At 57.1% G+C, this 25232-nt stretch carries 27 protein-coding genes and 1 tRNA gene; 8 read left to right on the plus strand and 20 right to left on the minus strand.

Features of this window, described 5'->3' with window-relative positions; all coding sequences use genetic code 11:
• Window positions 1–115: 115 nt before the first annotated feature.
• From clpX to ACFSAG_RS05935, 8 genes are all read right to left on the minus strand, one after another.
• Window positions 116–1378, minus strand: a complete 1263-nt coding sequence (gene clpX, locus ACFSAG_RS05900; RefSeq protein ID WP_381512389.1) for an ATP-dependent Clp protease ATP-binding subunit ClpX — start codon at window positions 1376–1378, stop codon at window positions 116–118.
• Window positions 1379–1527: 149 nt separating this feature from the next.
• On the minus strand, window positions 1528–2163 hold the full coding sequence (locus tag ACFSAG_RS05905; RefSeq protein WP_381512392.1) for an ATP-dependent Clp protease proteolytic subunit: 636 nt from the start codon (window positions 2161–2163) through the stop codon (window positions 1528–1530).
• Between the two features lie 175 nt (window positions 2164–2338).
• Window positions 2339–3844 (minus strand): trigger factor, encoded by a 1506-nt coding sequence (gene tig, locus ACFSAG_RS05910; RefSeq protein ID WP_381512395.1) that lies wholly within the window; start codon window positions 3842–3844, stop codon window positions 2339–2341.
• An 86-nt stretch (window positions 3845–3930) separates the two neighbouring features.
• Window positions 3931–4015: transfer RNA gene (locus ACFSAG_RS05915), tRNA-Leu, on the minus strand.
• A 104-nt stretch (window positions 4016–4119) separates the two neighbouring features.
• Window positions 4120–4689 carry a hypothetical protein gene (locus ACFSAG_RS05920; protein ID WP_381512398.1) on the minus strand — a complete coding sequence of 190 codons (570 nt, stop codon included), beginning with the start codon at window positions 4687–4689 and terminating at the stop codon, window positions 4120–4122.
• Between the two features lie 47 nt (window positions 4690–4736).
• Window positions 4737–5444: a M48 family metalloprotease gene (locus tag ACFSAG_RS05925; protein WP_381512400.1), complete on the minus strand. Its 708-nt coding sequence runs from the start codon at window positions 5442–5444 to the stop codon at window positions 4737–4739.
• Window positions 5441–5902, minus strand: coding sequence for a M48 family metalloprotease (locus tag ACFSAG_RS05930; RefSeq protein WP_381512404.1), 462 nt, complete (start codon window positions 5900–5902; stop codon window positions 5441–5443). Before ACFSAG_RS05930 ends, ACFSAG_RS05925 begins: the two co-directional genes overlap by 4 nt.
• Window positions 5899–6285 carry a hypothetical protein gene (locus ACFSAG_RS05935; protein WP_381512407.1) on the minus strand — a complete coding sequence of 129 codons (387 nt, stop codon included), beginning with the start codon at window positions 6283–6285 and terminating at the stop codon, window positions 5899–5901. The genes ACFSAG_RS05930 and ACFSAG_RS05935 overlap by 4 nt, the downstream gene beginning before the upstream one ends.
• Between ACFSAG_RS05935 and ACFSAG_RS05940 the strand changes: the two genes are divergently transcribed.
• Window positions 6271–6720, plus strand: coding sequence for a hypothetical protein (locus tag ACFSAG_RS05940; RefSeq protein ID WP_381512410.1), 450 nt, complete (start codon window positions 6271–6273; stop codon window positions 6718–6720). The genes ACFSAG_RS05935 and ACFSAG_RS05940 overlap by 15 nt on opposite strands.
• Before the next feature lie 24 nt (window positions 6721–6744).
• Here ACFSAG_RS05940 and ACFSAG_RS05945 read toward each other — a convergent pair whose 3' ends face one another.
• The 5 genes from ACFSAG_RS05945 to gatC form a co-directional block, all read right to left on the minus strand.
• Complete coding sequence (locus ACFSAG_RS05945; RefSeq protein WP_381512413.1) at window positions 6745–7626, minus strand: hypothetical protein; 882 nt, start codon at window positions 7624–7626, stop codon at window positions 6745–6747.
• Entirely contained in the window at window positions 7623–8219 is a 597-nt protein-coding gene (locus ACFSAG_RS05950) for a hypothetical protein (protein ID WP_381512416.1), read from the minus strand. The genes ACFSAG_RS05945 and ACFSAG_RS05950 overlap by 4 nt, the downstream gene beginning before the upstream one ends.
• A 107-nt stretch (window positions 8220–8326) precedes the next feature.
• Window positions 8327–9799, minus strand: coding sequence for an Asp-tRNA(Asn)/Glu-tRNA(Gln) amidotransferase subunit GatB (gene gatB / locus ACFSAG_RS05955; RefSeq protein WP_374611364.1), 1473 nt, complete (start codon window positions 9797–9799; stop codon window positions 8327–8329).
• A gap of 1 nt (window position 9800) precedes the next feature.
• The gene (gene gatA / locus ACFSAG_RS05960) at window positions 9801–11285 is read right to left on the minus strand and encodes an Asp-tRNA(Asn)/Glu-tRNA(Gln) amidotransferase subunit GatA (protein ID WP_381512419.1); all 1485 of its coding nucleotides are present in this window, start codon (window positions 11283–11285) and stop codon (window positions 9801–9803) included.
• Window positions 11285–11572, minus strand: a complete 288-nt coding sequence (gatC, locus tag ACFSAG_RS05965) for an Asp-tRNA(Asn)/Glu-tRNA(Gln) amidotransferase subunit GatC (RefSeq protein ID WP_115548257.1) — start codon at window positions 11570–11572, stop codon at window positions 11285–11287. The genes gatA and gatC overlap by 1 nt, the downstream gene beginning before the upstream one ends.
• Window positions 11573–11711: 139 nt before the next feature.
• Between gatC and ACFSAG_RS05970 the strand changes: the two genes are divergently transcribed.
• The 4 genes from ACFSAG_RS05970 to ACFSAG_RS05985 are packed head-to-tail and all read left to right on the plus strand — an operon-like array spanning window position 11712 to window position 15537.
• Window positions 11712–12824, plus strand: coding sequence for a DUF3089 domain-containing protein (locus tag ACFSAG_RS05970; RefSeq protein WP_381512424.1), 1113 nt, complete (start codon window positions 11712–11714; stop codon window positions 12822–12824).
• The gene (ruvX, locus tag ACFSAG_RS05975) at window positions 12821–13279 is read left to right on the plus strand and encodes a Holliday junction resolvase RuvX (RefSeq protein WP_381512426.1); all 459 of its coding nucleotides are present in this window, start codon (window positions 12821–12823) and stop codon (window positions 13277–13279) included. The genes ACFSAG_RS05970 and ruvX overlap by 4 nt, the downstream gene beginning before the upstream one ends.
• Window positions 13280–13327: 48 nt before the next feature.
• Window positions 13328–14323: an aspartate carbamoyltransferase catalytic subunit gene (locus ACFSAG_RS05980; protein WP_374611371.1), complete on the plus strand. Its 996-nt coding sequence runs from the start codon at window positions 13328–13330 to the stop codon at window positions 14321–14323.
• On the plus strand, window positions 14320–15537 hold the full coding sequence (locus ACFSAG_RS05985; protein WP_381512430.1) for a dihydroorotase: 1218 nt from the start codon (window positions 14320–14322) through the stop codon (window positions 15535–15537). The genes ACFSAG_RS05980 and ACFSAG_RS05985 overlap by 4 nt, the downstream gene beginning before the upstream one ends.
• A gap of 38 nt (window positions 15538–15575) precedes the next feature.
• On the opposite strand, the gene ACFSAG_RS05990 is transcribed toward ACFSAG_RS05985, so the two are convergent.
• Genes ACFSAG_RS05990 through ACFSAG_RS06000 form a run of 3 tightly spaced genes read right to left on the minus strand, consistent with a single transcriptional unit; the run spans window position 15576 to window position 18338 of the window.
• Window positions 15576–16973 (minus strand): SPOR domain-containing protein, encoded by a 1398-nt coding sequence (locus tag ACFSAG_RS05990; RefSeq protein WP_381512432.1) that lies wholly within the window; start codon window positions 16971–16973, stop codon window positions 15576–15578.
• Window positions 16974–17006: 33 nt separating this feature from the next.
• A complete protein-coding gene (locus ACFSAG_RS05995) occupies window positions 17007–17600 on the minus strand; it encodes a hypothetical protein (protein ID WP_374611377.1) in 594 nt (197 codons plus the stop codon).
• A 21-nt stretch (window positions 17601–17621) separates the two neighbouring features.
• Window positions 17622–18338, minus strand: a complete 717-nt coding sequence (locus tag ACFSAG_RS06000; protein WP_374611379.1) for an AAA family ATPase — start codon at window positions 18336–18338, stop codon at window positions 17622–17624.
• 281 nt (window positions 18339–18619) lie between these two features.
• Here ACFSAG_RS06000 and ACFSAG_RS06005 point away from each other — a divergent pair, with 281 nt between their 5' ends.
• On the plus strand, window positions 18620–19585 hold the full coding sequence (locus ACFSAG_RS06005; protein WP_381512435.1) for an SPOR domain-containing protein: 966 nt from the start codon (window positions 18620–18622) through the stop codon (window positions 19583–19585).
• Between the two features lies 1 nt (window position 19586).
• On the opposite strand, the gene ACFSAG_RS06010 is transcribed toward ACFSAG_RS06005, so the two are convergent.
• Both ACFSAG_RS06010 and hisI read right to left on the minus strand, forming a co-directional pair.
• Window positions 19587–20117, minus strand: a complete 531-nt coding sequence (locus ACFSAG_RS06010; RefSeq protein WP_374611383.1) for a hypothetical protein — start codon at window positions 20115–20117, stop codon at window positions 19587–19589.
• Window positions 20114–20473: a phosphoribosyl-AMP cyclohydrolase gene (gene hisI, locus ACFSAG_RS06015; RefSeq protein ID WP_374611385.1), complete on the minus strand. Its 360-nt coding sequence runs from the start codon at window positions 20471–20473 to the stop codon at window positions 20114–20116. The genes ACFSAG_RS06010 and hisI overlap by 4 nt, the downstream gene beginning before the upstream one ends.
• Before the next feature lie 145 nt (window positions 20474–20618).
• On the opposite strand from hisI, the gene purF reads away from it, so the two are divergent.
• Window positions 20619–22070 carry an amidophosphoribosyltransferase gene (gene purF, locus ACFSAG_RS06020; RefSeq protein WP_381512439.1) on the plus strand — a complete coding sequence of 484 codons (1452 nt, stop codon included), beginning with the start codon at window positions 20619–20621 and terminating at the stop codon, window positions 22068–22070.
• 3 nt (window positions 22071–22073) lie between these two features.
• Entirely contained in the window at window positions 22074–22778 is a 705-nt protein-coding gene (locus tag ACFSAG_RS06025) for an SDR family NAD(P)-dependent oxidoreductase (RefSeq protein ID WP_374611387.1), read from the plus strand.
• Here ACFSAG_RS06025 and ACFSAG_RS06030 read toward each other — a convergent pair.
• Window positions 22734–24173, minus strand: coding sequence for a cryptochrome/photolyase family protein (locus ACFSAG_RS06030; protein ID WP_381512443.1), 1440 nt, complete (start codon window positions 24171–24173; stop codon window positions 22734–22736). The two genes, ACFSAG_RS06025 and ACFSAG_RS06030, sit on opposite strands and share 45 nt — an antisense overlap.
• A gap of 56 nt (window positions 24174–24229) precedes the next feature.
• Complete coding sequence (locus tag ACFSAG_RS06035) at window positions 24230–25189, minus strand: metal-dependent hydrolase (protein WP_381512447.1); 960 nt, start codon at window positions 25187–25189, stop codon at window positions 24230–24232.
• Window positions 25190–25232 lie beyond the last annotated feature (43 nt).

Raw genomic sequence — 25232 nt, forward strand, 5'->3', positions numbered from 1 at the left:
TAACCCGCCCAGCGCATGCGATTGATTGCGGCAGGCGCACAAAAGCTCATATTTTGATAGAGTTAGAGCTTGTCCGAATCCGGGTGTTGCAGCCAAGCAACAGCTTTAAAAAAAGTTAAGCTGCGTCTTCCTTGGCGGCTTCAGAGAACACGCGGACCGGCTCTTTCCGGCCCTCGACAACGTCCTTGTCGACCACCACTTCGGTAACCCCGTGCATGGAAGGCAATTCGAACATGGTATCAAGCAGGATAGCCTCCAAAATCGAGCGAAGGCCGCGTGCACCAGTCTTGCGCTCGATCGCCTTCTTGGCGACCGCTTCGAGCGCATCGTCGGTGAATGTCAGGCCGACATTCTCCATCTCGAAGAGCTTGCGATACTGCTTCACCAGAGCATTTTTGGGTTCAGCCAGGATCTTCACCAACGCAGGAACATCAAGGTCCTCAAGCGTGGCGGTAACCGGCAGACGGCCGACAAATTCCGGGATCAGGCCATATTTCAGCAAATCTTCGGGCTCGATCTGCTTCAGGATAGCACCCGTGCGGCGCTCATCGGGGTCGGCGACATTGGCACCGAAACCGATCGATTTGCCTTCGAGGCGATTTGAAATGATCTTCTCAAGCCCGGCAAATGCACCACCACAGATGAACAGGATGTTCGTCGTATCGACCTGCAGGAATTCCTGTTGCGGATGCTTGCGCCCACCCTGCGGCGGAACGCTGGCGGTTGTGCCTTCCATCAGCTTCAACAGCGCCTGCTGAACGCCCTCACCGCTGACATCGCGGGTAATCGAGGGATTTTCGGCCTTGCGGCTGATTTTATCGATTTCGTCGATGTAAACGATGCCGCGTTGCGCGCGCTCAACATTGTAATCCGATGCTTGAAGCAGTTTGAGAATGATATTCTCAACATCTTCACCGACATAACCGGCTTCGGTCAGTGTCGTCGCATCCGCCATAGTGAATGGCACATCAAATGTTTTCGCCAGCGTTTGGGCCAGCAATGTCTTGCCGCAGCCTGTCGGGCCGATCAGCAGGATGTTCGACTTCGCAAGCTCGACATCATTGTTCTTCTGCGCGTGGTTCAACCTTTTATAGTGGTTGTGCACCGCGACCGAGAGGACGCGCTTCGCCTGGAACTGGCCGATGACATAATCGTCCAATACGTCGCAGATTTCCTGCGGTGTCGGAACCTCACCATCCTTCTTGCCGGTCAAAGCACCTTTGGTCTCTTCACGGATGATATCGTTGCACAGGTCGACGCATTCATCGCAGATGAAGACGGTCGGCCCCGCAATCAGCTTGCGCACTTCGTGCTGCGATTTGCCGCAGAAGGAGCAATATAGGGTGCTCTTGGTGTCGGAGCCGCTCAACTTGGTCATAACCGTCCTGTACTAAACTGGGCAAAACCTAAGATGAATTGCCCAAACATTATCATCCTATCGCGATGTCACAATTTCGCAATAGCTGAAAAACCCGCCATTTCGTTTCAGAAACGCGGTGGAAAATCGGTAAAGATGCGAAGTTATTGTCAGCTATCGCTGCCTTCCGCAGTTACCGGGCGCTTGTCGAATACCTCATCAACGATGCCAAAGGCCTTGGCTTCATCGGCTTCCAGGAAGGTATCGCGGTCCATCGCCTTCTCGATATCCTTCAAAGGCTTGCCGGTATATTTGGCGTAAAGATCGTTCATCCGCTTACGGATACGAAGGATTTCCTTGGCCTGAATTTCGATATCCGACGCCATACCGCGTGCGCCACCCGAAGGCTGGTGCACCATGATACGCGCGTTGGTAAGGGCGATACGCATGCCCGGTTCACCCGCAGCGAGAAGGAAACTACCCATCGAGGCCGCTTGACCGATGCACACCGTGCCAACGCGCGGGCGGATATACTGCATCGTATCGTGGATGGCCATGCCGGCGGTTACAACGCCGCCCGGCGAGTTGATGTACATCCAGATATCTTTCTTGGGATTATCCGATTCGAGGAACAGCAGCTGCGCCGTAATCACGGCGGCCATATTATCCTCAACCTCACCCGTGACGAAGATGATGCGTTCGCGCAGAAGTCGCGAAAAAATGTCCCAGCTGCGCTCGCCGCGGTTCGACTGCTCGATAACGACGGGAACAAGTGCCTGGGTGGGATCGCGGAACGGATCGTGCATGAACGCCTCTATTATTGGTGGTTAAGCTCTAGCCCTACATCGGGGCAGCGGGTGAAAGTTTCAAGCAGGAAAAGGGTTAAGATTGGTATTCTGCCCTGCAATCAGGCCTTTGTAGTCAGCGTAAACGAAAAGGGCCCGGATCACTCCGGGCCCCTTCAATGATCGCATATGGCGATTACTTCTTGGCAGCAGCCTTTTTGGCAGGTGCCTTTTTCGCCGGCTTTTCACCCTCGTCCTTGGCTGCTTCCTTTTTCGGGGCGGCCTTCTTCGCGGGCTTTTCTTCCTTGGCGGGGGCCGCTTCCTTCTTGGCAGCAGCCTTTTTCGCCGGAGCCTTCTTAGCAGGCTTCGCCTCGGGTTCGGCTTCGATTGCAGCTTCCAGTTCAGCGCGGGTCACCGTCTTTTCGTCGACATTGGCCTTGTCGAACAGGAAGTCTACGACCTTGTCTTCGAACAACGGCGCACGAAGCTGGGCCGCTGCCATCGGATTTTCCTGCAGATATTGTACGAAACGCTGACGGTCTTCCGGACGGTATTGTTGTGCAGCCTGGGTCACCAGCATGTTCATTTCCTGCTGGCTTACCTCGACGCCATTAGCCTGGCCGATTTCCGAAAGGAGCAGACCGAGGCGAACGCGGCGGACAGCGATGTCGCGATAATCGTCGCGCTCAGCTTCCATTTCCTTGCGCGCAGCTTCCGGATCTTCCTCACGGGCAGCTTCCTGCTCCAACTGCGACCAGATCTGCTCGAATTCAGCCTCTACCATCGAGGGCGGAACCTCGAAATCATGATCGGCGGCAAGCTGATCAAGAAGCTGGCGCTTCATATAGGTGCGGGTCAGGCCGTTAAGCTCCTGCTCGACCTGGACCTTCATCAGTTCCTTGAGCTTGTCGATGCTTTCAAGGCCGAATGCAGCGGCAAGGCTGTCGTCCGCCTTGCTTTCAACCGGCTTCTTCACTTCGCCAACGACGATATCAAAGGTCGCGGCCTTGCCTGCCAGTTCCTTCGCGCCATAATCCTCAGGGAAGGTTACGTTGATGACCTTGCTGTCATTGGCCTTCACGCCAACCAGCTGGTCTTCAAATCCGGGGATCAGCTGGCCTGAGCCAAGCTCGACCGACATGCCCTCGCCCTTGCCACCATCAAACGGCACGCCATCAACCTTGCCTTCAAAGTCGATGACAACAACGTCACCCACAGCTGCTTTATAGCTCTTTGCAGCGGTTTCGAAATTCTTGTGGCCCGATGCGAGGCGTTCCAGAGCTGCATCGACTTCAGCGCCTTCGGCTTCAACCGTCAAACGCTCGATCGAGAGATTGTCGATCGACACTTCAGGAATGCTCGGCAGCACTTCGAAGTGGAAATCAACGACTGCATCCTTGCCGGGCGCATAATCATGATCGAGGTGCACGTGCGGCTGGGTTGCCGGGCGCAGCTTGTTATCGCTGATCGTCTTTTGCACAGCTTCCTGGATCGAGCTGTTGAGCGCTTCCTGCAGCAGGGCATCCTTGTGCATCTTCTTGACGAGGTTCGCCGGAACCTTGCCGGGGCGGAAGCCGGGCATGCGCACCTGCGGCGCAATCTTTTTAACTTCGCTGTCGATCCGCGCCTCGATGTCGGCAACGGTGACGGTTACGCGATAGGCCCGCTTCAGGCCTTCATTCTGGGTTTCCTGGGCTTGCATAACTAAAACTCTAATCCTCAACTCTGCGCCAGTGGCGCGTCAAAAATCTCTGGACGGACTTGGCTGGAAACGGGGCGGTTGCGGAATGGTGCGGGCGAAGGGACTCGAACCCCCACATCTTGCGATGCCAGAACCTAAATCTGGTGCGTCTACCAATTCCGCCACGCCCGCTCCGCCACACCCGAATAGGCCGTGCGGTCGCGTGCCTCTAACGGCAAAGTGCGCCTAGGGCAAGTGCCGAAAACGGCGGGTTTGCTCTGCGGCGCGACGTGCCGTTAACGGCCCCCGGTTCGCTTGGGTGGGCGCAATTGCAAAGTGGAAATCATTTGGCGTATTTCGGATATGTCGCGATCAAAATAGTGAATGGCCGGCGCAACAAAATTGACGAGGTACAATCGGCCATCAACGACCGCAGCCACACCCTCTCCCTTGCGGGAAAGTCCCTCATCAGGTGCGGCATATTCATAAGTAAAACGCACACCCGAATGAATTCCCAACGAGGCCGGTTCGACTTTGCCAATTGTGAAAACCGAAGAAGCAAGGATCATTCGATTGGAATTTTCGAACAGTTCGACAATTTCGGTGGGAAGCATTGCAGACCGGAACTTTGGCAAATCCTTCTCCGCCATCAGCGGTTTGTAATAGAGGGCTTCACCGTCGCGAACATCGGCAAAGAAAGTGAGTTCGTTGAGGGCGAGACCATCACGGGTCCACCGTTCACTTCGACTTGAAGGCTTGGCCGAGGATCGGTTCCAACCCGCCATTGGCTGCACCTTCATTGATTTCCCCGCTACTGGCAGCTGTTCATTCGATACCAGCGCCGTCCACTCAGCCTTGAGCGGCATCGATACCCCAACCAAAGCGAAGAGCGAGATTGCGAAAGGTATAAATTTCAATGCCTTGCCCCACCAGCCATGCTTGCAATCAACGCCCGATCTGTAGCATCGGGTGCTTTTTCGAGGTAGCGGCGAAGCATGCGTCGCCCCTCAACTTCCTGGCCCTGGCGCAGAAGCAGCAGCCCCAAGCCTCTCCAGCTTTCCGCCAATTCGGGACTGGCTGATGCCGCTGCACGATAATCGCGTTCTGCCGCCGCGATATCGTCTACTTTGCCTCGTGCCCGATGCAGTTCCGCCCGGGCATAGAGCAGTTCGGCACTCCATTGTCCTCGCGACAGGCCAGAGAGCAAATAATGTGTCGCGGCAAAGTCGTTTAGTCTGATCTGGTCATCGATCAGCCGCGGCCACCAAGGGGCGATGGCGGCTTGATAGCGAGCGGCACCGGTATCTGTGTTTGGTGTCTTTTGGCGGGCCGCCGCGCGCAAATAATTCATCCGATCCTGTGTATTGGGGTGCGAAGAGAAAAAGTCATTTACTTCTTCTGCCAACGCTCCCGCTTTGCCCGCTTTGGCCTGCGCCTCCATTTCGCCGCGAAACTGTTCCCAGATTTGTGAGGCGACCATCGGGTTGTAGCCGGCATCGCTCAGATATTGGAGCGCAGCCATATCCGCCCGCTTTTCCATTTCGCGATTGAAACGAAACATCGATCCCATCAATCCGATCTGCGCCAGCAACCCGCCCGGGACAAAACCTGCCCAAGTCATTGCATCGGACTTTGCCTTGACATCGCGGAACGACTGCAGCTGTGCTGCATTTCAAAATGCGCAAATTCGTGGGCCAGCACAGTCGCCAGCTCCGCCTCGTTGCGCGCACGCAACAGCAGGCCGCTCCATACCAGCATCATGCCATTGGGGGCCATCGCCGCGTTGAATTGCGGCGTCCTGATCAGATAAACACGCGCACTGCCGCATTTTTCGATGCCCACCGCGCGGCACAAAACGCTTTTGACATAGGCATTGAGTTCAGGATCCTCGATGAGGAATTTGGAGACGCGCACTTGCTGCTCCGCCTGATCCATTTCGAGCCAGAGCCCCTTTTCGAGCGCGTCTTTCGGTTGGTAACCGGCATGCGACGGCAGCAACTCCAACGGCTTGGCAGGAAGCGCAGTTGCGCCCAAAGCAACCGCTGCGGTCATAAGGATCGAATTCAGCCAGCGTTTCATTGCGCTCCAACCTCACCAGAAGCTGGTGAAGGGAGGCCATTAAGCAGTTGCCCGATACGGTGGCTTGCCCCTTCCGCGGTTCGCACATCGCCAGACGCTCTTAAATCGACACCCAGCCACACAATGTCGCCATTGCGCAAGTCGACCAGCGCGGCATACGCAAAATGGGTTCCGGCCGCATCCTGATTGCCCATCAAAGACGCGACCAGCTTGGCAGCGCGCCGACCCGACGATTCAAAACTGTCTTGGTTCAATAGGAAAAGGCCGTAATCGGACTGTGCTTGAGAAGCGAGCGCTGACAGCCCGTTTCCCAAACTCCAATCGAACGCAGTGGCTTTGGATGGCAGCGGATCTTTGCCGAACAATTTGTGCCTGATGATCATACTGACCACCAACCGAAACAAAGCGCGATGTTCAATCAAGATTTGCCCAGTTGGGCCCTTGTCTTCGTGCAACACCATCTCGAAACCGCGTTTGTTACCAGCCCTAACCAAGGCTGCAGTCAGCTCTCGGCTGGCAGCGGCATGCCAATCGGCATTGTTCTGAAATATGCCCGCTGTTGTCTGTTCCCCTACCTTGATCTCAGGCTGAAAGAGCAGAATTCGGGGTTTGTCAGAGGAAAAAGCAAAGCCTTCTCGCAGGGCAAACTTCTCGGTCGCGACCGGCATTTGAGCAGACAGCGGCGCAGAAATCGAAAGTGCCGCTATAGCAGCCAATATGTGAAAAGCTCGGGCCATCACTGCTCCGCACGACCGAACGCCGCAACACCCAATTCTCGCGCCGTTCCGCATGCCGCGCAAGGCCTTATTTATCTCTAAAGGCGCGGAATTGTTCGGATTGGACTATTGCGAAGCTGCTTCGGCGAGTGCCGTCCCGCTTTGCGCTTTCAGATCCACAATCTTGTCGCGCTCATAGCCAATGACGCCGCTGATTGCCGGAATGCGCGATATCGCAATTCCCATATAGTTGGGCGTTTTTCCGGCTGCACGGAAATCGGCGGGAACACGGGTCAATGCAGCCAAACGCGGATCAATTGCGGTTTCACCATCAACTGGTGTCCACGCAAAAGCGTTGGCGGCAAAGCGCGGCGAACTGCTATCCCCTTTTTCGGGTGGTTCGCTGTTTGCCGGGTCCGGGCCGACGCTTCCAAGGTCGGTCACCTGACCGGCATTTGCCTCGAATGTGACACTCCCCATGCAATAGCACACCCCAAATCCGAGAAGCGGATCGACCTGGCCATAAATCCGATATGTTCCGGGAGTCACTTCGTGGAGATAGCTGCTACCGCCCTTGCTTTGGAAACGATTGAACGTGCCAACCGTGAAATTGGCAAGCTGCCCGAACGAGAGGAACTGGAAATTGGCTTCGGTGGGCTCGACCGGTTTTTTCGGCTTCTTGACGCCAGATGATTGCTTGGAAAGTGCAAGGTCACGCTCATATTTTTTGAGCGCCGTTTCATAATCCTCGCGCGCCTCGACAAAAGCAGCCGCTTTCAGTTTCTCATAAGCCGTCTGGTCATCCGCTGACGGAATGCGAACTAAATGCAGTGGCATCGCGTTGGATGTGCGAACATAAACATAGGCTTTAGCGGGATTGATCGTGACAGCCGTTTTGCTGTCTTTGACGGGCTTGGCTTCAACGAAAACCGGGGGCTTTTCTTTCGCCGATACTGGCACGGCAAGCAGTGATGTGGCTAAGGCGATTGAGGTCAGAAGCGGTTTCATCGCGGCAATACCTTTCCAGCGGCAGGGGCAAATGCGGCAACCAATGCCTGCAGTTTAAGTGCCTTCAATCGGCTCTCCTCCTCTTCGGCTCCGGTCCCTTCCTCGAAATTGAACTCTTCCCACAATTCCTTGGAAAGCCCGATCCGGTCATAGCCTTTGAATCCCATGCATTGGCGCATGTTCACGCGGCGCATGCGGCGTTTTTCGCCGGGGACGAAGATCGCCGCCATCATCGCATTGGCGATTACTCCTCCGGCAGCACCAGCAAGAGTTCCCGCATAAGGATAGGGTACATCGGCGCCTTTGAAGCTTGAAACAAGCGCACGCGCATAGCCATCGCATTCGGTTATGTCGGCATATGCGGTCGCAAAGTCGGTGTCGTTGCGACGAAAATAGTAATATTTGTCGTAATTGCCCGTATCTTCCGGGGTGGCCGTGAATTCCAGCTTGGGCATTTGCAGCGAGGCGACCTCGGCAGCGTCGAATTCCACGGCACCAAATGGCGATGCGCTTAGTTCAGTGCTTTCAGCTTGCACCGCAGCAGCGGCAAAAACGCAAACGCCCGCTACGAGCGCACGACTCAATCTATGCATGATTCCCCCGTTATTGGGCCAATTTGCCCACATCCGACCCTGTAACAGCCCGAGCTATAAAAGCTAAACCGGGCAACGGAAGCCGCATTTTGGGGGCCTCCGTTTTTTTAGCTGGCGAGAGCTTTCTTCAGCAACTCATTGACCACGCCTGGGTTGGCCTTGCCCTGCATCGCCTTCATCGTCTGGCCGACGAAGAAACCGAACAGTTGTTCCTTGCCGGCACGATATTGTTCGAGCTGGCCGGGATTGTTGGCGAGGATTTCGGCGATTACTGCTTCGATAGCGCCAGTATCGCTGGTCTGCTTGAGGCCCTTTTCTTCGACAATTACGGCCGCACCCTGCCCTGTCTCGAGCATGATTTCGAACACTTGCTTGGCGATGCTTCCCGAAATCGTGCCATCGGCGACGAGTTTGAGCAACTCGGCAGCCTGGGCAGGATTGACCGGGCTTTCGTCAAGTGACTTGCCGAGCTTATTAAGCGCGCCAAACAATTCGGACAGCAACCAATTCGAACCCTGCTTAGGATCAACGCCATGGCTAAGCAGTTCCTCGAACCAGAAGGCGGTTTCGGCCTCGGCGGTCAACACGGCCGCGTTATAGGCCGTGAGGCCAAGCTCATTCTCATAGCGCGCGCGTTTTGCATCGGGCAGTTCGGGTAGCGATGCTCGGCATTCCTCAAGGAACGCGTCGTCAAGCTCGAGCGGGAGCAAGTCCGGATCGGGGAAGTAGCGATAATCATGCGCGTCCTCTTTGGAGCGCATCGAGCGGGTTTCCAGCTTGTTCGGATCGAAAAGCCGCGTTTCCTGAACCACCGTGCCGCCATCCTCGATCAAATCAACCTGGCGGCGCGCCTCAACCTCGATTGCCTGCATCACAAAGCGGATGGAGTTGACATTCTTGGTCTCGGTCCGCGTGCCGAATTCTTCGCCAGGCCGCCGTACGCTGACATTGACGTCAGCGCGCATGCTGCCTTCTTCCATGTTGCCGTCGCACGAACCGACATAGCGGAGAATGGAGCGGAGCTTCTTCACATAAGCCCCTGCTTCTGCAGGAGAACGCATATCGGGGCGCGATACGATTTCCATCAAAGCAACGCCCGAGCGGTTGAGATCGACATAGGACATGGTCGGATGCTGGTCATGCATCAGCTTGCCGGCATCCTGCTCGACGTGAATACGTTCGATGCCGATCGTGCGAGACGGGCTGTTCGGATCCTTCTCATCGAGCGTCACCTCGATCGCGCCTTCGCCCACCAGCGGGTGGTAAAGCTGCGAGATCTGGTAACCCTGCGGCAGATCGGCGTAGAAATAATTCTTGCGGTCAAAACGCGACCAGCGGTTGATCTGCGCATTGATCGCCATACCGGTGCGCACCGCCTGACGGATGCACTCGCGGTTCGGCACAGGCAACATGCCCGGCATCGCGGCATCAACCAGCGACACATGGCTGTTCGGCTCGCCACCATAAGCGGCGGACGCGCCCGAAAAAAGCTTGGCGTTGGAGGTAACCTGCGCATGGACCTCAAGGCCGATCACGACCTCCCACTCACCGGTGACGCCTTGGATGCGGTATTCGCTCATATTACCACCACTTCTCCGCTTCCGCCGTGAACCCGGCACGTTCCTCGATTGCCAGCCCAGCGTTCAACACGCCTTGTTCGTCCAAGGCCTTGCCAACGATTTGCAGCCCCAACGGCAGGCCTTGCTTGTCGAGACCTCCCGGGACCGACATTGCCGGAAGCCCGGCCAGCGAAGCAGGAACCGCAAAGACGTCGTTCAAATACATCGACAGCGGATCGCTGGTTTTTTCACCCAGACCGAAGGCTGCGCTCGGCGCAGTTGGGGCCAAGATGAGGTCGCACTGCTTCCACGCATTCTCGAAGTCGCGGGCGATCAACGCGCGAACCTTTTGCGCTTGGGTGTAATAGGCGTCGTAGAAACCAGCGGAAAGCACATAGGTGCCGATCATGATACGGCGGCGCACTTCTGCGCCGAAACCGGCAGCACGTGTCGCGGCGTACATATCCTGCAATCCAGCGCCATCGGGTAGATCGCGCAGACCATAACGCACGCCATCATAGCGGGCGAGGTTCGACGAAGCCTCTGCCGGCGCGATGATATAGTAAGCAGGTAACGCATATTTGGTGTGCGGCAGGCTGATCTCGACAATCTCCGCACCTGCATCTTTCAGCCAGGCGATGCCATTATCCCACATCTTGGCGATATCTTCGTCGATACCATCAAGGCGATATTCCTTGGGAATGCCGACTTTCTTGCCGCGCAGATCGCTGTTGAGGCCAGCTTCCCATTCGGGAACCGGCAGGTCGAGCGAGGTTGAATCCTTGGGATCGAAACCCGCCATCGCTTCCAGCATGATCGCGCAGTCGCGTACATCGCGCGCCATTGGCCCCGCCTGATCGAGCGAGCTTGCGAAAGCCACAATGCCCCAACGGCTGCAACGACCATAGGTCGGCTTGATGCCGCTGATGCCGACGAACGCCGCAGGCTGGCGGATCGAACCGCCTGTGTCGGTGCCAGTCGCTGCAGGGCAGAGCCGCGCAGCGATCGCAGCGGACGAACCGCCCGAAGAGCCACCCGGCGCTAGAGCAGCATTGCTGCCGTCATTGCGCCGCCAAGGCGAAATCACATTGCCGAAATAGCTTGTCTCGTTCGACGAACCCATGGCGAACTGGTCAAGGTTCAGCTTGCCGAGCATCCCTGCCCCGGCCTTCCACAAATTGGCCGAAACGGTCGATTCATAGGTCGGCACAAAACCTTCGAGGATGTGGCTTGCCGCAGTGGTTTGCACGCCTTCGGTCGCAAACAGGTCCTTCATGCCAATCGGCACACCAGCCATCTTTCCGAGCGGCTTACCTGCTGCACGGTCGGCATCGACCACTTTGGCCGCCTCAACCGCTTTTTCCGGAGTTTCAACGATGAAAGCGTTAAGCGCCTTCGCTGCAGCAACACTGGCGTTGAACGCTTCAGCCACTTCAACAGCGGTAAATTCGCCAGAGGCAACGCCAGAACGAAGTGCGGCAACACCGAGTTTTGTCAGGTCGGTCATTATTCGATCACCTTCGGCACGCCAAAGAAACTGCCCTCGCGAGCGGGCGCATTGGCGAGCACCTTTTCACGCACATCACCATCGGTGACGACATCGTCACGCAGACGCAGATGGTTGGGGATTACAGCGGTCATCGGCTCTACGCCCGTGACGTCCACCTCGCCCAATTGCTCGACCCAAGCGAGGATGCCATTCAGCTCCCCGACCATCTTGTCGGCTTCTTCGTCACTGATCGCGATGCGGGAGAGCCGCGCGATCTTGTTCACGGTATCTTTATCGACTGACATGCCGGTGCCGCTAGCATTGTGCAGTCGCAGCATCAACATCCAAAGCTGTGCTTTTCAGCCCCCGTTCAAATATCCGGTGCTATTTTCCGCCAATGGGCTAAATGCCGCCCTGCAATTTGTTACAACGGATTTTTTCAAAGTGGCCCGCAAGTTCCTTTATGTCGTCGCAGCCTTGATCATGCTGGTGATCGCTGGCGGCTTTGTCGTGCGCATTTATGAAAAGGAACTGACCGAATACGCCTTTGTCCCGACGAAGAAATTCGAAGCGCAAAAGGCGTTCGCCACCAACATCTATGATGATCCCAAAATGTGGTTCGCACGCGGACGTGATGGGGCAGACAATGTGACCGAATGGCAACCCGCGGGTGCGCCGCCGATCGATGTTCCCGGACCGGCTGCGATCTTCTTCATTCACCCCACATCCTATATGGAGAAAAACCACTGGAACGCGCCGCTCGACGATGCACTTTCGCAGGAACGCGCGAAAATGTTCCTCCGCGGCTTGGCCTCGCCATTTGCAGCTTCGGGTGAAATCTGGGCGCCGCGTTACCGACAGGCCGCGATTGGAGCCTTCCTGACTGACAAGCCTGAAGGCCAGATGGCGCTTGACGCTGCGTATCGCGATATCCTCCTCGCCTTTGATGATTTTGTCGCCAAGGTCCAGAAAGACCGGCCGATCATCCTCGCAGGGCACAGTCAGGGTGCACTGCACCTGACCCACCTGCTGAAAGACCGCGTCGCCGGAAAGCCAATCGCCAAGCGGATAGTTGCTGTTTATGCTGTGGGCTGGCCTATTTCCGAGGCAACCGACTTGCCAGAAATGGGTTTTCCGGCTTGCGCGTCGCCCGACCAGACAGGATGCATATTGGCATGGCAGAGCTTTGCCGAGCCAGCCGAATATGCCCGCATTCTGAAAATCTATGACAGCACCACCGGTTTCAACGGCCAAACGCGCGCGAACAGCAAGATGCTATGCACCAACCCGCTTACGGGCGGAGCAAAACCGGAAGCCGACATGGCTGCGAATCTTGGTACTTTGAAACCTTCGGACGACCTGACAACGGGTGAGCTCATCAAGGCGGCCGTCCCTGCCCGCTGCGACCAGCGTGGGTTCCTGCTAATCGGCGATCCGCCGAAACTGGGGCCCTATGTGCTACCGGGCAACAATTACCATGTTTACGACTATCCGCTGTTTTGGGCCAATGTCCGCGCCGATGCCTTGTGGAGGATCGAGAAATTCCTGGCGCGTTGATCACGACCAACGCCGCAGAGTTTCGCGATGCACTGCCTGATGGCGGCGTCCTGATCGGTCTTGATGTCGGCAGCAAGACAATCGGCACCGCCTTTTGCGATGCTGGGTGGAGCTTTGCCTCACCAGCGGAACTGATCGTACGCAGCAAATTCGCCAAGGATAAGGCAAGGTTGCTGGCGGCGCTTGCCACCCGTCCGACGGCAGGAATCGTTATCGGACTACCCATCAATATGGATGGCAGCGAAAGCCCACGCAGCCAATCGAGCCGTGCTTTTGCACGTAATATTGATGATCTCGGGTTGCCAATCCTGTTGTGGGATGAGCGCTGGTCAACCGCCGCCGCCGAACGCGCGATGATCGAAGCCGATCTGAGCCGTGCCAAACGCGCCGAGCGGATCGATAGCGCCGCTGCAGCGCATATCCTGCAAGGCGCGATAGATGCATTGGTCGCCTGAACAGATCGCTTGATAGTCTGCGCCAACGCGCCTAAGGCACTGGCTTTAATGACATCGACATCCACCGCTTCACCGGGCCGCTTTCCAGCAGGTTCCGCCGCCTTCCCGCACAGGCATCTCCTTGGCATTGCCGGGCTCCAACCTTGGGAAATCGAGTTTATTCTCGCCGAAGCCGAACAATGGGTTGCGCTCAACCGATCGGGTGCCACCAAGCATGATGACAGGCTTCGCGGACTGACCATCATCAACGCCTTTTTCGAAAATAGCACACGCACGCTGCTTTCGTTCGAAATCGCTGGCAAACGGCTAGGTGCGGATGTGGTCAACATGCATGTCGCGCAGTCGAGTACCAAAAAGGGCGAAACGCTGATCGATACCGCGATGACGCTCAATGCCATGCGCGCCGATGCCATCGTCATCCGCCATGCCAGTTCGGGCGCGGTCGACCTGATTTCGCAAAAAGTCGATTGCCCGGTGCTCAACGCCGGTGATGGAACGCACGAACATCCCACGCAGGCCCTGCTGGATGCCCTCACCATCCGCCGTCGCAAGGGCAGGATTGATGGACTGGTCGTCACGATTTGCGGCGACATCCTCCACAGCCGCGTGGCTCGATCCAACATGATCAGCCTGACAACACTGGGTGCACAGGTGCGCGTGGTCGCGCCCCCTGCCCTAATGCCCGAAAGCATTTCAAGTTTCGGTGTCGAGGCCTTCCACAGCTTTGACGCGGCACTTCCCGGAAGCGATGTGGTGATGATGCTGCGCCTTCAGAATGAGCGGATGCAGGGGGATTTCATCCCCTCCCCCCGCGAATTCTTCCACCTCTATGGGCTCGACTCGCGTCGTCTAGAACTTGCCAAACCCGACGCGCTGGTAATGCATCCCGGGCCGATGAACCGCGGGGTCGAGATTGCCAGCCACATCGCCGACGACCTTGAGCGATCTGCGATTACCGAACAGGTCGAAATGGGGGTTGCAGTTCGCATGGCGTGCCTCGACATTTTGACTCGGCGAGCCCGCAAGGTGGAGGGCTGGTCATGAGCGGCACCAACATCCTAGGCGGGCAAGTCATCCTGCCCGGCAAATCGGAATCCGAAACCGCACATCTGCATGTCGCGGGCGAACGGATTGGCCAGGTTGGCAAGGCCGATCCCTTGGGCGAACGCATCGATGCCGAAGGATTGATTGTTGCACCAGGCATCATCGATCTTGGCGTTTTTGCAACAGACAAACCCGCATTCCGCTTTGGTGGCATTACGCGCGCTGCCCTGATGCCCGACCAATCACCGGTGCACGACGACCCGGCGACGATCCGCTTTGCCGGTCGTAAAGGAAAACCCGATTTCTGGGTCCATCCGCTGGCGGCTGCGACAAAGGATCTTGATGGCCAGCATATGGCCGAAATCGCGTTGATGAAGGATGCCGGGGCGCTTGGAGTAGCTACCGGTCGACGTTGGATAGCCGATTCGGGCGTCATGCTGCGTCTGATGCGCTACTGCGCCATGCTCGATATGCCGCTGTTCGTGCATAGCGAGGATGCAGGCTTGGCTGGCAATGCAGTCGCGACAACAGGCCTTAATGCCACGCTGCTGGGCCTGCCCAGCGCATCGCCGACGGTCGAAACGCTCGCGATCCAGCGCGATCTGGCGCTTGCTGAAGAAAGCGGAGCGCATACTCACTTCAGGCAGGTTACGACCGCTGCAGGGCTTGACCTCATTCGGGCTGCCAAGCAACGCGGGCTGAAAATCAGCTGCGGTATCACCCCTGCCCATCTGTTCCTTTCTGATACCGCGCTGACGGGATTTCGTACCTTTGCCCGGCTTTCCCCGCCCTTGCGGAGCGAAGAAGACCGTTTGGCGTGCATCGCTGCCATTGCAGATGGAACAATCGACGTAATTTCCTCGGGCCACGATCCGCGCGGGCCCGAAGATAAGCGGCTTCCCTTCGCCGATGCAGCACCCGGAATGGCCGGTGCAGAAACCTTACTGGCACTATCGCTAAATCTTGTGCGCGATGGACATATTTCGATTGGCCGGCTTTTCGAATTGCTTGCAACCAACCCGGCGCGCATCTTGAATGTAAATGCAGGAGCCATCGAAAGCGGCCGCGAAGCCGATCTGATTTTTATCGATCGTGACGCCCCATGGCAGGTAGACAGCGACAAGATGGCGGCTCTTGCTGGAAACACACCTTTCGACAAGCTGCCCGTTCAAGGCCGGGTGCGCAAAACAATGAAGGGCGGCAAGATCATCTGATCCGCCGCCCTTTGCGCAACCCGTTATTGTTTTGGAATTTATCGCGCAGCTATCTTGACTGGTTTGCGGGCCGGTTTGGCAGCCATGCGAACCGGCGCGGCGCCGTTCACGGACTTCACCAGACAGTCGCCACCTGCACGCTTGATCTGGCTGCAGGCTGCAGCAGCGGCCTGGTAATTGCCAAATCCCGAAGCGGCGAGGCGTGTCAGCGTCCGCCCTTTGATATTTACGGTTGAGCTTGACGAGGTAAAGTCACCCAGGATCTTGTGCTTGCGACTATAATGCGCCCAAGCCCTCTGGGCGTTGCCCGAGGATGAGAAGGCGCCAAGCTGCACAAGGTACTTCCCAGCGGCTGGCGCTGCCGGTGCACGTGTATCCGCAAGAGCAAGCTTCACCGGTTTAGCGGCCGGAGCCGACTCTTCTGCTTTTGCCGGGCCTTCGGGCGCCTTGATCAAAGGCGCCTCTTCTTCCGAAATCGAAGCAACTGCAGCAGCGATACGGACGTCGGCTTCTTCATAGCCCGCTGCAACCGGTGCCGGGCCTACGGCCGCCAGTTCCGCCGCAGGTTCGGCAGAAGCGATGGCAACCGGAGTCGGGTCAACTGCCGCAAACTCCGCTGCGGGTTCGGCAGCAGCGATGGCAACCGGAGCCGGAGCTTCAACCGCCGCCATGGCCGGAGTCGCATTGGTCTTGCCAAGGGCAAGATGGACCGGCTGGCCAGAATCGGTGCGCGGCGTGACGTTCAACAGGCCAGCAACGCGGGTCTGGTAAGCACCCGGGCGTGCATATTGCGCCCACTCAACGATGCGCGCATCAACACGTTCCTGCGGCATATCCTGAACCGCCATGATGCGCGCTTCGCGCCAGCGGCCATCAAGGGCATATGCAAGCGCGAGGTTCTGGCGCGTACGAGCGGTTGCATTGTCGGCGCGAATGGCATCAACAAGTATATCGACCGAGCGCTTGCTGTCGCCAGCCAGTGCCAAAGCAAGACCATAATCGCTCGCCGGGAGGATCGAGCGATTAGCATCAACCAGCGAAACAGCCGATTCCACCTTACCCTGTGCGATCCGCGCAAGAGCAGTGCCGATTACGCCGCGGGCATCGACTTGGCCAAGTTCCATGACGTCCATGAAGGTACGCTCCGCAGCGACAAAGCGCCCCTGCGCCATGTAGATGCGTGCAAGCAACGCACGGTATTGCGTGTTAGTGGGGTCACCTCCAACAGCAGCCTCGGCATATCCTAACGCCTTGTCGATCTTGCCTTTGGCATAGAGCTTCTCCGCCTTCTTGGCCCAACCAAGTGCCTTTTTGGCTTGCACATCCACCGATGCATGCGTGGCCGCGCTCGATGCGACAACGCCAGCCCCGCCCATGGCAGTGAACCCGACCACAGCGGTCGATAATGCCAGTTTTACGAGAGTCTTGTTCTTCATGACTTTACCTCAAACTTGGTTAGGGTTGGCATGTCAGGCCGTTTTCTTGCCGGGGACTTGCGCCGCCAGCGAGGAAATTTCGGGCATCGCTTCGATGAAGGCATCGAGCGCTGCGGTGACGAGTTGCTGGGCAGACTTGTTACTGACCGCACAGGCAAGCCGAAGCTTGAGGTGACGGTCTGCATCAAGGCGAAGCGTGAAGGCAGATTTACCTTTGCTTCCTGGTGCTGCGCGTTCCCGAACAATCGGGGCTTTGGCGGCAACTGGACGGGTGGCAATGATGGGCACGACTTGCGAGACAGGTTCGTCAAAACCACCAACGCCAAGCTCTTCGGCCTGCACCTGCAGTTGCTCTGCGATGCGTTCCTGCTGTTGCTTGACCTCAGGCTTCACTTCCGGGACGGCATTGGCCAGCGGATTGTATCCGTGGTCATGCTCATAATCCATCGGCGTGGTCGGATCGGGATCGACATCATAACCCATGTCGTTCCAGCCCAGGTCATCCTGTACCGCGGTCGCCGCGACACCGCTATTCTGAATCACCGGACGGCGCATGGCCGGGCGTGCAGCACCTTTTCGAGCCAGCAGGCCCGAGGAGAGTGATGCTATCGGTTTGGGTTCGCTCATGTTCATAGCCCCCAATCCTGATTAACCGATGACCCGGCGGCCAAAACCGCCCATCGGACGGGCCTGTGCGACCTGCGGGTTGGTAGCTGCGGGTGCGCTGAACACCGTGCGGCGGAAATTCTTTTCCAGACGGTCCGAGATATAGGACCAAAGCTGGCGCACTTCTTCGGCGGAGCGGCCTTGCGGATCCACCTCCATCACTGTGCGACCATCGATCATCGAAGCTGCAAAGTCGGTGCGATGATGCAGCGTTATTGGAGCGACAGTACCATGCTGTGACAGCGCGACCGCAGCCTCCGATGTGATTTTCGCCTTGGGGGTGGCCGCGTTGACAACGAAGATCAACGGCTTGCCGGCGCGCTCGCAAAGATCGACGGTTGCGCCAACGGCACGAAGATCGTGCGGGCTGGGTCGGGTCGGAACGACGATGAGCTCGGCCACCGAAATCACGCTCTGGATCGCCATGGTGATCGCCGGCGGCGTATCGATGACGGCCAGTTTGAAGCCTTGCTGACGAAGGACAGCTAGGTCCGACGCAAGGCGGGCTACGGTCGTCTGCGCAAATGCTGGCAAATCAGCGTCTCGTTCGTTCCACCAGTCCGCCAGCGAACCTTGCGGGTCGATATCGATGAGGACGACAGGGCCAGCGCCCGCCAATTGTGCCTGTACTGCAAGATGGCCGGACAATGTCGTTTTGCCCGATCCGCCTTTTTGCGATGCCAATGCGAGAACCCTCACATTATTCCCCTTTTGCAAGCTGTTTGGAGAGGATGTGACAGAACACACCTAAAAATCGGTTAACGCTGACATCGCCTTTCCAGGCTTGAAAATAGTCAGTCAGCAGACAGCCTGTGAAAACTCTCAGATGCATCACTCAACGTTAATGCATGTAAAAGGTTAAGCCGTTCACCTTGCAAATTTACCAAATATCAGCAGACATCGACTATCCGGTGCCGAAATACTGATCGGAGTGGACCATGCCGAACCGGGCTTTGCCTTTAACATTATTTGTAACCAGCATGTCTTTGCTTGCCGGGCCCGCTGTCGCAGATGTGAAAGCAGGCGTGGATGCATGGTCAGGCGGCGAATATGCGAAAGCCGTAAATGAATGGCGCGAACCCGCAAAAAAAGGCGACCCGGATGCGCAGTTCAATCTCGCACAAGCCTATAAACTCGGCCGCGGCGTCAAACAGGATCTGAAAATAGCGGAGCAATGGTATCAGCGCGCAGCCAACCAAGGGCATCTACAAGCCGCAGACAGCTTGGGACACCTGTTGCATTACCAAGGTCGCATCAAGGAAGCGCTGCCGTTGCTGCAGGCATCGTCAGCACGGGGCGAACCAAGGGCACAATATCTGCTGGCCACTGAACTGTTTAACGGTGTGAACATCCAAAAGGATTGGGTTCGTGCCTATGCGTTGATGACGCGCGCGTCTGCAGCTGGACTTGCCCCTGCAAGCCGCAACCTTGCCGAAATGGACAAATATATCCCGCTGGAACAACGCCAAAAGGGCGTCGCGCTTGCTGGGGAAATTGAAACGGCAACGGCACAAAAGCGAGCAGCGCAGGTAACGGGCTTTCCAATCAACACCAAGGCACCAGTTGCAGTGGCAAAACCGATCGACGTACCGCCTTCAAAAACGACAAAGGCTGTCGAACCCGGTTTCCCCGGCACCATTCCAGCTTTGAACGGCAAAACAACGCAGCCTGAACCTGCAAAAACGGCCAAGAAACCCGCGGCTGTCGCGGGCAGTTGGCGTATCCAGTTGGGCGCATTTGGTAGTGAGGCGAATGCCAAAAAGCTGTGGGCCAGTTTGCAGCAAAAAGTCGACGGCTTATCGGGGACGACTTACTCGCTGGTACCTGCTGGCAATCTCTCGCGTTTGCAAGCGGGGCCATTTGCAAACCGCAGCGATGCAGAAGCCATGTTTACAAAGGTCAAAAGTGCCGTTGTCGGCCAAGGCTGCCTGATTATCGCACCGTAATTCAGGCGCAGAGCCTGTCGAGTTCGCGGCCTAAGGTCCGCTTTGCTGCATCTGCGCCGGGCTCGACAAAATAATAGCGTGTTCCGCTCATGCTGGCATTCTTGGAACAATAGTTCGCACAACCTTCGGGGACGTTACCGGGAAAGCGCAGGATTATTCCGTCATAGCTGGCCGTGAAGGAACAGGCATCCTTGCCTTCCAGTTTGATGCGGATTGTGTCGCCTTCCTGCTGAGCACTTCCCTTAGCTTCGCATTTGCTTTCAGGTCCGTACACCGAGAGAAATCCCACGCGATAATCTGATCCACCGTTCGAAACGGCGCAGAATTTGTCGGTGCCCAATTCGCTTTGCGCTTCAAAGCGCCCCTCAAAAGCTAGCGATCGGCCATCAGGTATCAGACCTTTTTCGATGGCGAGTTTATCAAGCGCGGCACCCGCACTATCCGGATCACCAGAAGCTTTGGTGTCCTTGGCATCGCATCCGGTCAGCGTCAGCATGACCACCAGAGCCACCGCTGACAAACCTAGTTTCACAACCGCTCGAGCCCTTGGTCAGTGACTCGCCGGTAAAAACAGCTTCGTTCGCCTGTGTGGCATGTAGGGCCATCCGGACGTGCTATCACCAGCAGCGCATCCTGATCGCAATCGACCCGCATTTCGACAAGATGCAGGAAGTTTCCGCTACTCTCACCTTTGGTCCACAGCTTCGCACGGCTTCGCGAGAAGAAAGTCACCTTCCCGCTTTGACGGGTTATATCAAGTGCTTCCCGGTCCATGTGTCCGACCATCAACACCGCACCATCGGCCTCATCAACCACCACGGCGGTCATAAGTCCATTCGCATCAAATTTCGGATTGAGCGCAAGCCCGGTTTCGCGATCGTCTGCCATGATCTTTGCCTAGCCGACGCCAAGGGGGCTGGCAATCGGTCGTAGCAGGCGCTTTTTGGGATAGTATGCGTTACAAGGGGGGAGACATTGCGGCCTTGCATACCTATATGCAGCGCAATTTCAGCAATCGGGATTCGCTTTGGACATGCTCACCACCAATCCCTTCGACGACGACAAACTACGCGAGGAATGCGGTATCTTTGGCGTTTACAATGCCGAAGGCGCTTCCGCGATGGTTGCGCTGGGCCTTCACGCCTTGCAGCACCGTGGTCAGGAAGCGGCCGGGATAACCAGCTTTGACGGCAGCGAATTCCACACGCACCGCGCAATGGGCCATATCGCCGGCAATTTTGACCGTGAAGATGTCATCCGCGGCTTGCCCGGCACGATCGCGGCCGGGCATGTGCGTTATTCGACCACTGGCGAAACCTCGCTGCGCAATGTGCAGCCGCTTTATGCCGATCTGGCGACTGGCGGATTTGCGGTTGCCCATAACGGCAATATTTCAAACGCCGTTCACTTGCGCCGAGAGCTGGTACGCCGTGGCTCGATCTTCCAATCAACTTCGGACACCGAAGTCATCATCCATCTGGTTGCAACCTCCTCGCAGAAGAGCCTTCTCGATCGACTGATCGATGCGCTGAAACAGGTGGAGGGCGCCTATTCGCTGATTTGCATGACACCCGAGGGCATGATTGCGTGTCGCGACCCGCTTGGCATTCGTCCGCTGGTAATGGGTCGTTTGGGTGAAACGATCATATTTGCTTCGGAAACCGTCGCGCTCGATATTGTCGGCGCCGATTTCATTCGCAGCATCGAACCCGGCGAAATCGTTGTTGTTCGCGAAGGCGCAATCGGTTCGCACAAGCCCTTTTTCCCGGCAAATCCACGGCCATGCATTTTCGAGCATGTCTATTTCTCGCGACCGGATTCGATCGTTGATGGCAGCAGCGTCTATTCGGTGCGCAAGGCTATCGGTGCCGAACTCGCCCGGGAAAATGGTGTTGATGCAGACTATGTCATCCCGGTACCCGATAGCGGCACACCGGCAGCCATCGGTTATGCAGAGGCATCGGGCATTCCGTTTGAACTTGGCATTATACGCTCGCACTATGTCGGGCGTACCTTCATTCAACCCGGCGATGGCGTGCGCCACCTGGGTGTGAAGCTCAAACATAATGCCAACCGCAATCTGGTGGCAGGCAAGCGCATTGTCCTGATCGACGATTCGATCGTGCGCGGCACGACCAGCCTCAAAATCGTGCAGATGATGCGCGAAGCGGGCGCCGCTGAAGTGCATATGCGCATCGCCAGTCCGCCTACGACCAACAGCTGCTTCTATGGGGTAGACACTCCGGAGCGGGAAAAGCTGCTCGCGAGCCGCATGAACATCGCCGAAATGTGCGAATTCATCCATGCCGATAGCCTTGCCTTCCTGACCATAGGAGGTCTCTATCGGGCGCTGGGAGAAGCACAGCGCGATCCGGCCTGCCCACGCTATTGCGATGCGTGCTTCACCGGCGATTATCCAACAAAGCTGACCGATTTTGACGAGCACAGCTCCCCCGGGCAGTTGAAGCTGCGAGTGGTTGGCTAGACCATGGGTGCATTGCAGGGACGAATAGCGCTGGTAACCGGCGCAAGCCGCGGCATCGGTGCGGCGACCGCCGAGCGATTGGCTGCAGAGGGCGTACATGTCATTTTGACGGCGCGGAATGCCAAAGATCTTGAAGCCGTTGAACAGCGGATTTTCGACGCGGGCGGAAGCGCAACCATCGCTCCCATGGATTTGACTGAGGCTGGTAACAATGAAAGGCTTGCCGCTGCAGTGCGCGAACGTTGGGGCAAGTTGGATATTCTTGTACTCAATGCCGCTATACTTGGAACGCTTTCACCCGTTCCCGTCATCGATGCAGCCGAATTCAATCGTGTGCTGACCCTGAACCTGCTCGCCCAGCAGGCTTTGATTGCGGCATTTGACGGCCTATTGCGCGCCAGCGATGCCGGACGGGTTGTGGTGTTGACGAGCAGTGTCGGGCAAAAGCCGCGAGCATATTGGGGCGCCTATGGCGCATCGAAAGCTGCGCTTGAGAACCTCGCGCTCAGCTATGCCGAGGAAGTGCAGAACCTTTCGTCCGTGCGCGTGGCCATTGTCGACCCGGCAAAGACCCGAACTGCTATGCGCGCCAAGGCCTATCCGGGTGAAGATCCAAATACTCTGAAGGAACCGTCTGTCGTCGGCGAAGCGATCGCCCAGCTGTTACTCGGCGGCTTCGAGACCGGCCACCGCCTCATTGTCGACTGATCCGCTTTCCTTGATCATTGCATAAGCCGCCAACGCACGTTCGCGCGCGGCTTTATGGCCAATGATCTTTGAAGGATAAGCGGCTGGCCGCATTCCGAATTCTTCCGGATCATGGATATATGGGTCCGAAAGATGGGCCAGTTCGGGTACCCATTGCCGGATATAGGCACCGGCATCGAATTTTTCTGATTGCGACAACGGCGCCATGATCCGAACGAACATGTTGCTGTCGACGCCGCTACCTGCAGTCCACTGCCAGTTCACGGCGTTAGAGGCATAATCTGCGTCAACCAGCGTATCCCAGAACCACTTCTCACCCTCGACCCAGTCAATCAACAGATGCTTGATCAGGAATGACGCGGCAATCATGCGCACGCGATTGTGCATCCAACCGGTTGCCCACAATTCGCGCATCCCTGCGTCAACTATCGGATAGCCTGTTTGCCCTTTGGTCCATAAACGGAAATCGCGGCGAACGTTTTCGTCGGACATATTGCGCCATGGAAAATGATCGAACGAACCCCGTGCGTTGCGCGCTCCATAATCCGGAAACTGCAGGATTACATTGGCGGCATAATCGCGCCAAACCAGTTCTTTGAGATAGGTTTCGACCGAGCCGCCTGCATCCATCGCCGCATGCCAGAGGCGCGCCGGCGAAACTTCCCCGAAATGCAGATGGGGTGAAAGGAAGCTGGTGCCCGGGATCGACGGAAGGTTCCGTTTTTCCTGATAACGCCCCGCCTTGGGCAAGAAAGCAGCAAGCCTCTCCTTCGCCCCATCTTCTCCCGGTTTCCAGAATGCCTGCATTCCACCTGACCAATCCGGCTGGGATGGCAGCAACTTCCAATCATCAAGATTGTCGCTACCTGGCCATGCTTCAGGCGCCGGAATGTGCGTGGGTGCTGCACGCGGCGGCGGCGGGGGCATATGTTGTGAGAGGGCACGCCAAAAGGGCGTGTAGATTTTGAACTGCCCGCCGCTGCCGGTCTTCACACTGCCAGGCGGCATCAGATACAGCCCTTCATGCCGGATCAGCGAAGTGCCGACGGGAAGGATTTCCTGAAGCGAACGTTCGGCATTGCGCCACCAAGGCTCATAATGACGCAAGCAATGAATAGCCGAAGCGCTCACTTCGCGTGCGAGTTGCGCCAACACCTGCGCCGCAGGGCCCTTGCGCAAAATCAGGCGAGATCCGCGCGCTCGTAAAGCGGCGTCGAGCGACTTCAGGCTGTGGTGGAGCCACCAGCGCGAAGCACCCCCCATTTGGCGGTGCTTCGGGGTTTCGTCGTCAAGTATATAGACAGGCGCAATAGGCCTGCCCCGCCCGACTGCAGCGAGCAGGGCAGCTTGGTCTTCCAACCGCAAATCTCTTCGGAACCAGACAATTGATGTCATGCGCGGCCTTTACAGCCACGGACTTCAAATCCGGATACGGGCTTAGTGCGTAGGGATTAATCCCTCGGGGTAATCACCACCTCGAAATTGTTTCGAACCACCCGACTGTCGAAGCGTTGATCACGAATGATGACCTTTCCTTCCTTGTCCGTTTCGGCAAAGGGCATGCGTGCCCAAAACAGGAAATCGCGTGCTTCGCGATCTGCCGCCGCAATCCGGGGCTCAGTAGAAAGCTTGTCCATCCGGTGCCTTTGCGCCTCGGGTGACAACGTTGCGCCCTTACCCAATATATAATTGCCCTCGCCCATTTTGAGCGCGTCGCGCCATGCAATCTCGCGGCGCCAGAATTCGATGGGCACGGCATTGGCAACCACCAGCGGCTGATAGTTTTCATCGGCTGTATCGTGCCGCGCGACCAATAGCTTCGTTGCCTGTTTCTCGGCATGAACCGACAGCAATCCGTTCGCAGCGATGTATGTGAATATTGCAGTGAAAGCGGCGGTGGCAGGCTTTCGCCAGTCAGCCCTGCCTGCCTTTTCACGTCGGCGCGAAATCCATACGCCCGCGATAAGCGCAATCCAGACCCAGATATCGATGATGAACAGCGTGTCGCCATAGAACCATTGGCTCGAAAAAGGCTCGAGCAAACGGATGCCATAATTGTTGAGCCAATCGAGCGCGGGGTGGCTGATCGTTCCGATAAAGGCCAAGGCCAATAGCCAACCTCCGTGAACCGGAAGCCTGTTTGCTGGCCGCTTGCCGCGGCGATCCTGCCAGCGGTCAAACCATAGCATCAACGCCCACAGAATGATGGGCAGCACCAGCATGGCGATCGGTCCGTGGGTGATGCCACGCCGCAAAGCCAGATGATGATGCCCACCGAGCAAGACAGCGACCGCATCGATATCGGGCAGGTTTGCTGCAATCACCAATGTCGGCATCGCCAAGCCGGTCTTGCGCTTCAGCCCCATTTGACCAAGCACCGCGCCAGCAAGGCTGTGTGTCAGATTATCCATCTGACACAGTTAACCGGTTACGCAGCCATCTGCACTTAAGCAA

Source organism: Sphingorhabdus buctiana, from assembly GCF_042680825.1.
Classification (GTDB): Bacteria; Pseudomonadota; Alphaproteobacteria; order Sphingomonadales; family Sphingomonadaceae; genus Sphingorhabdus_B; species Sphingorhabdus_B buctiana.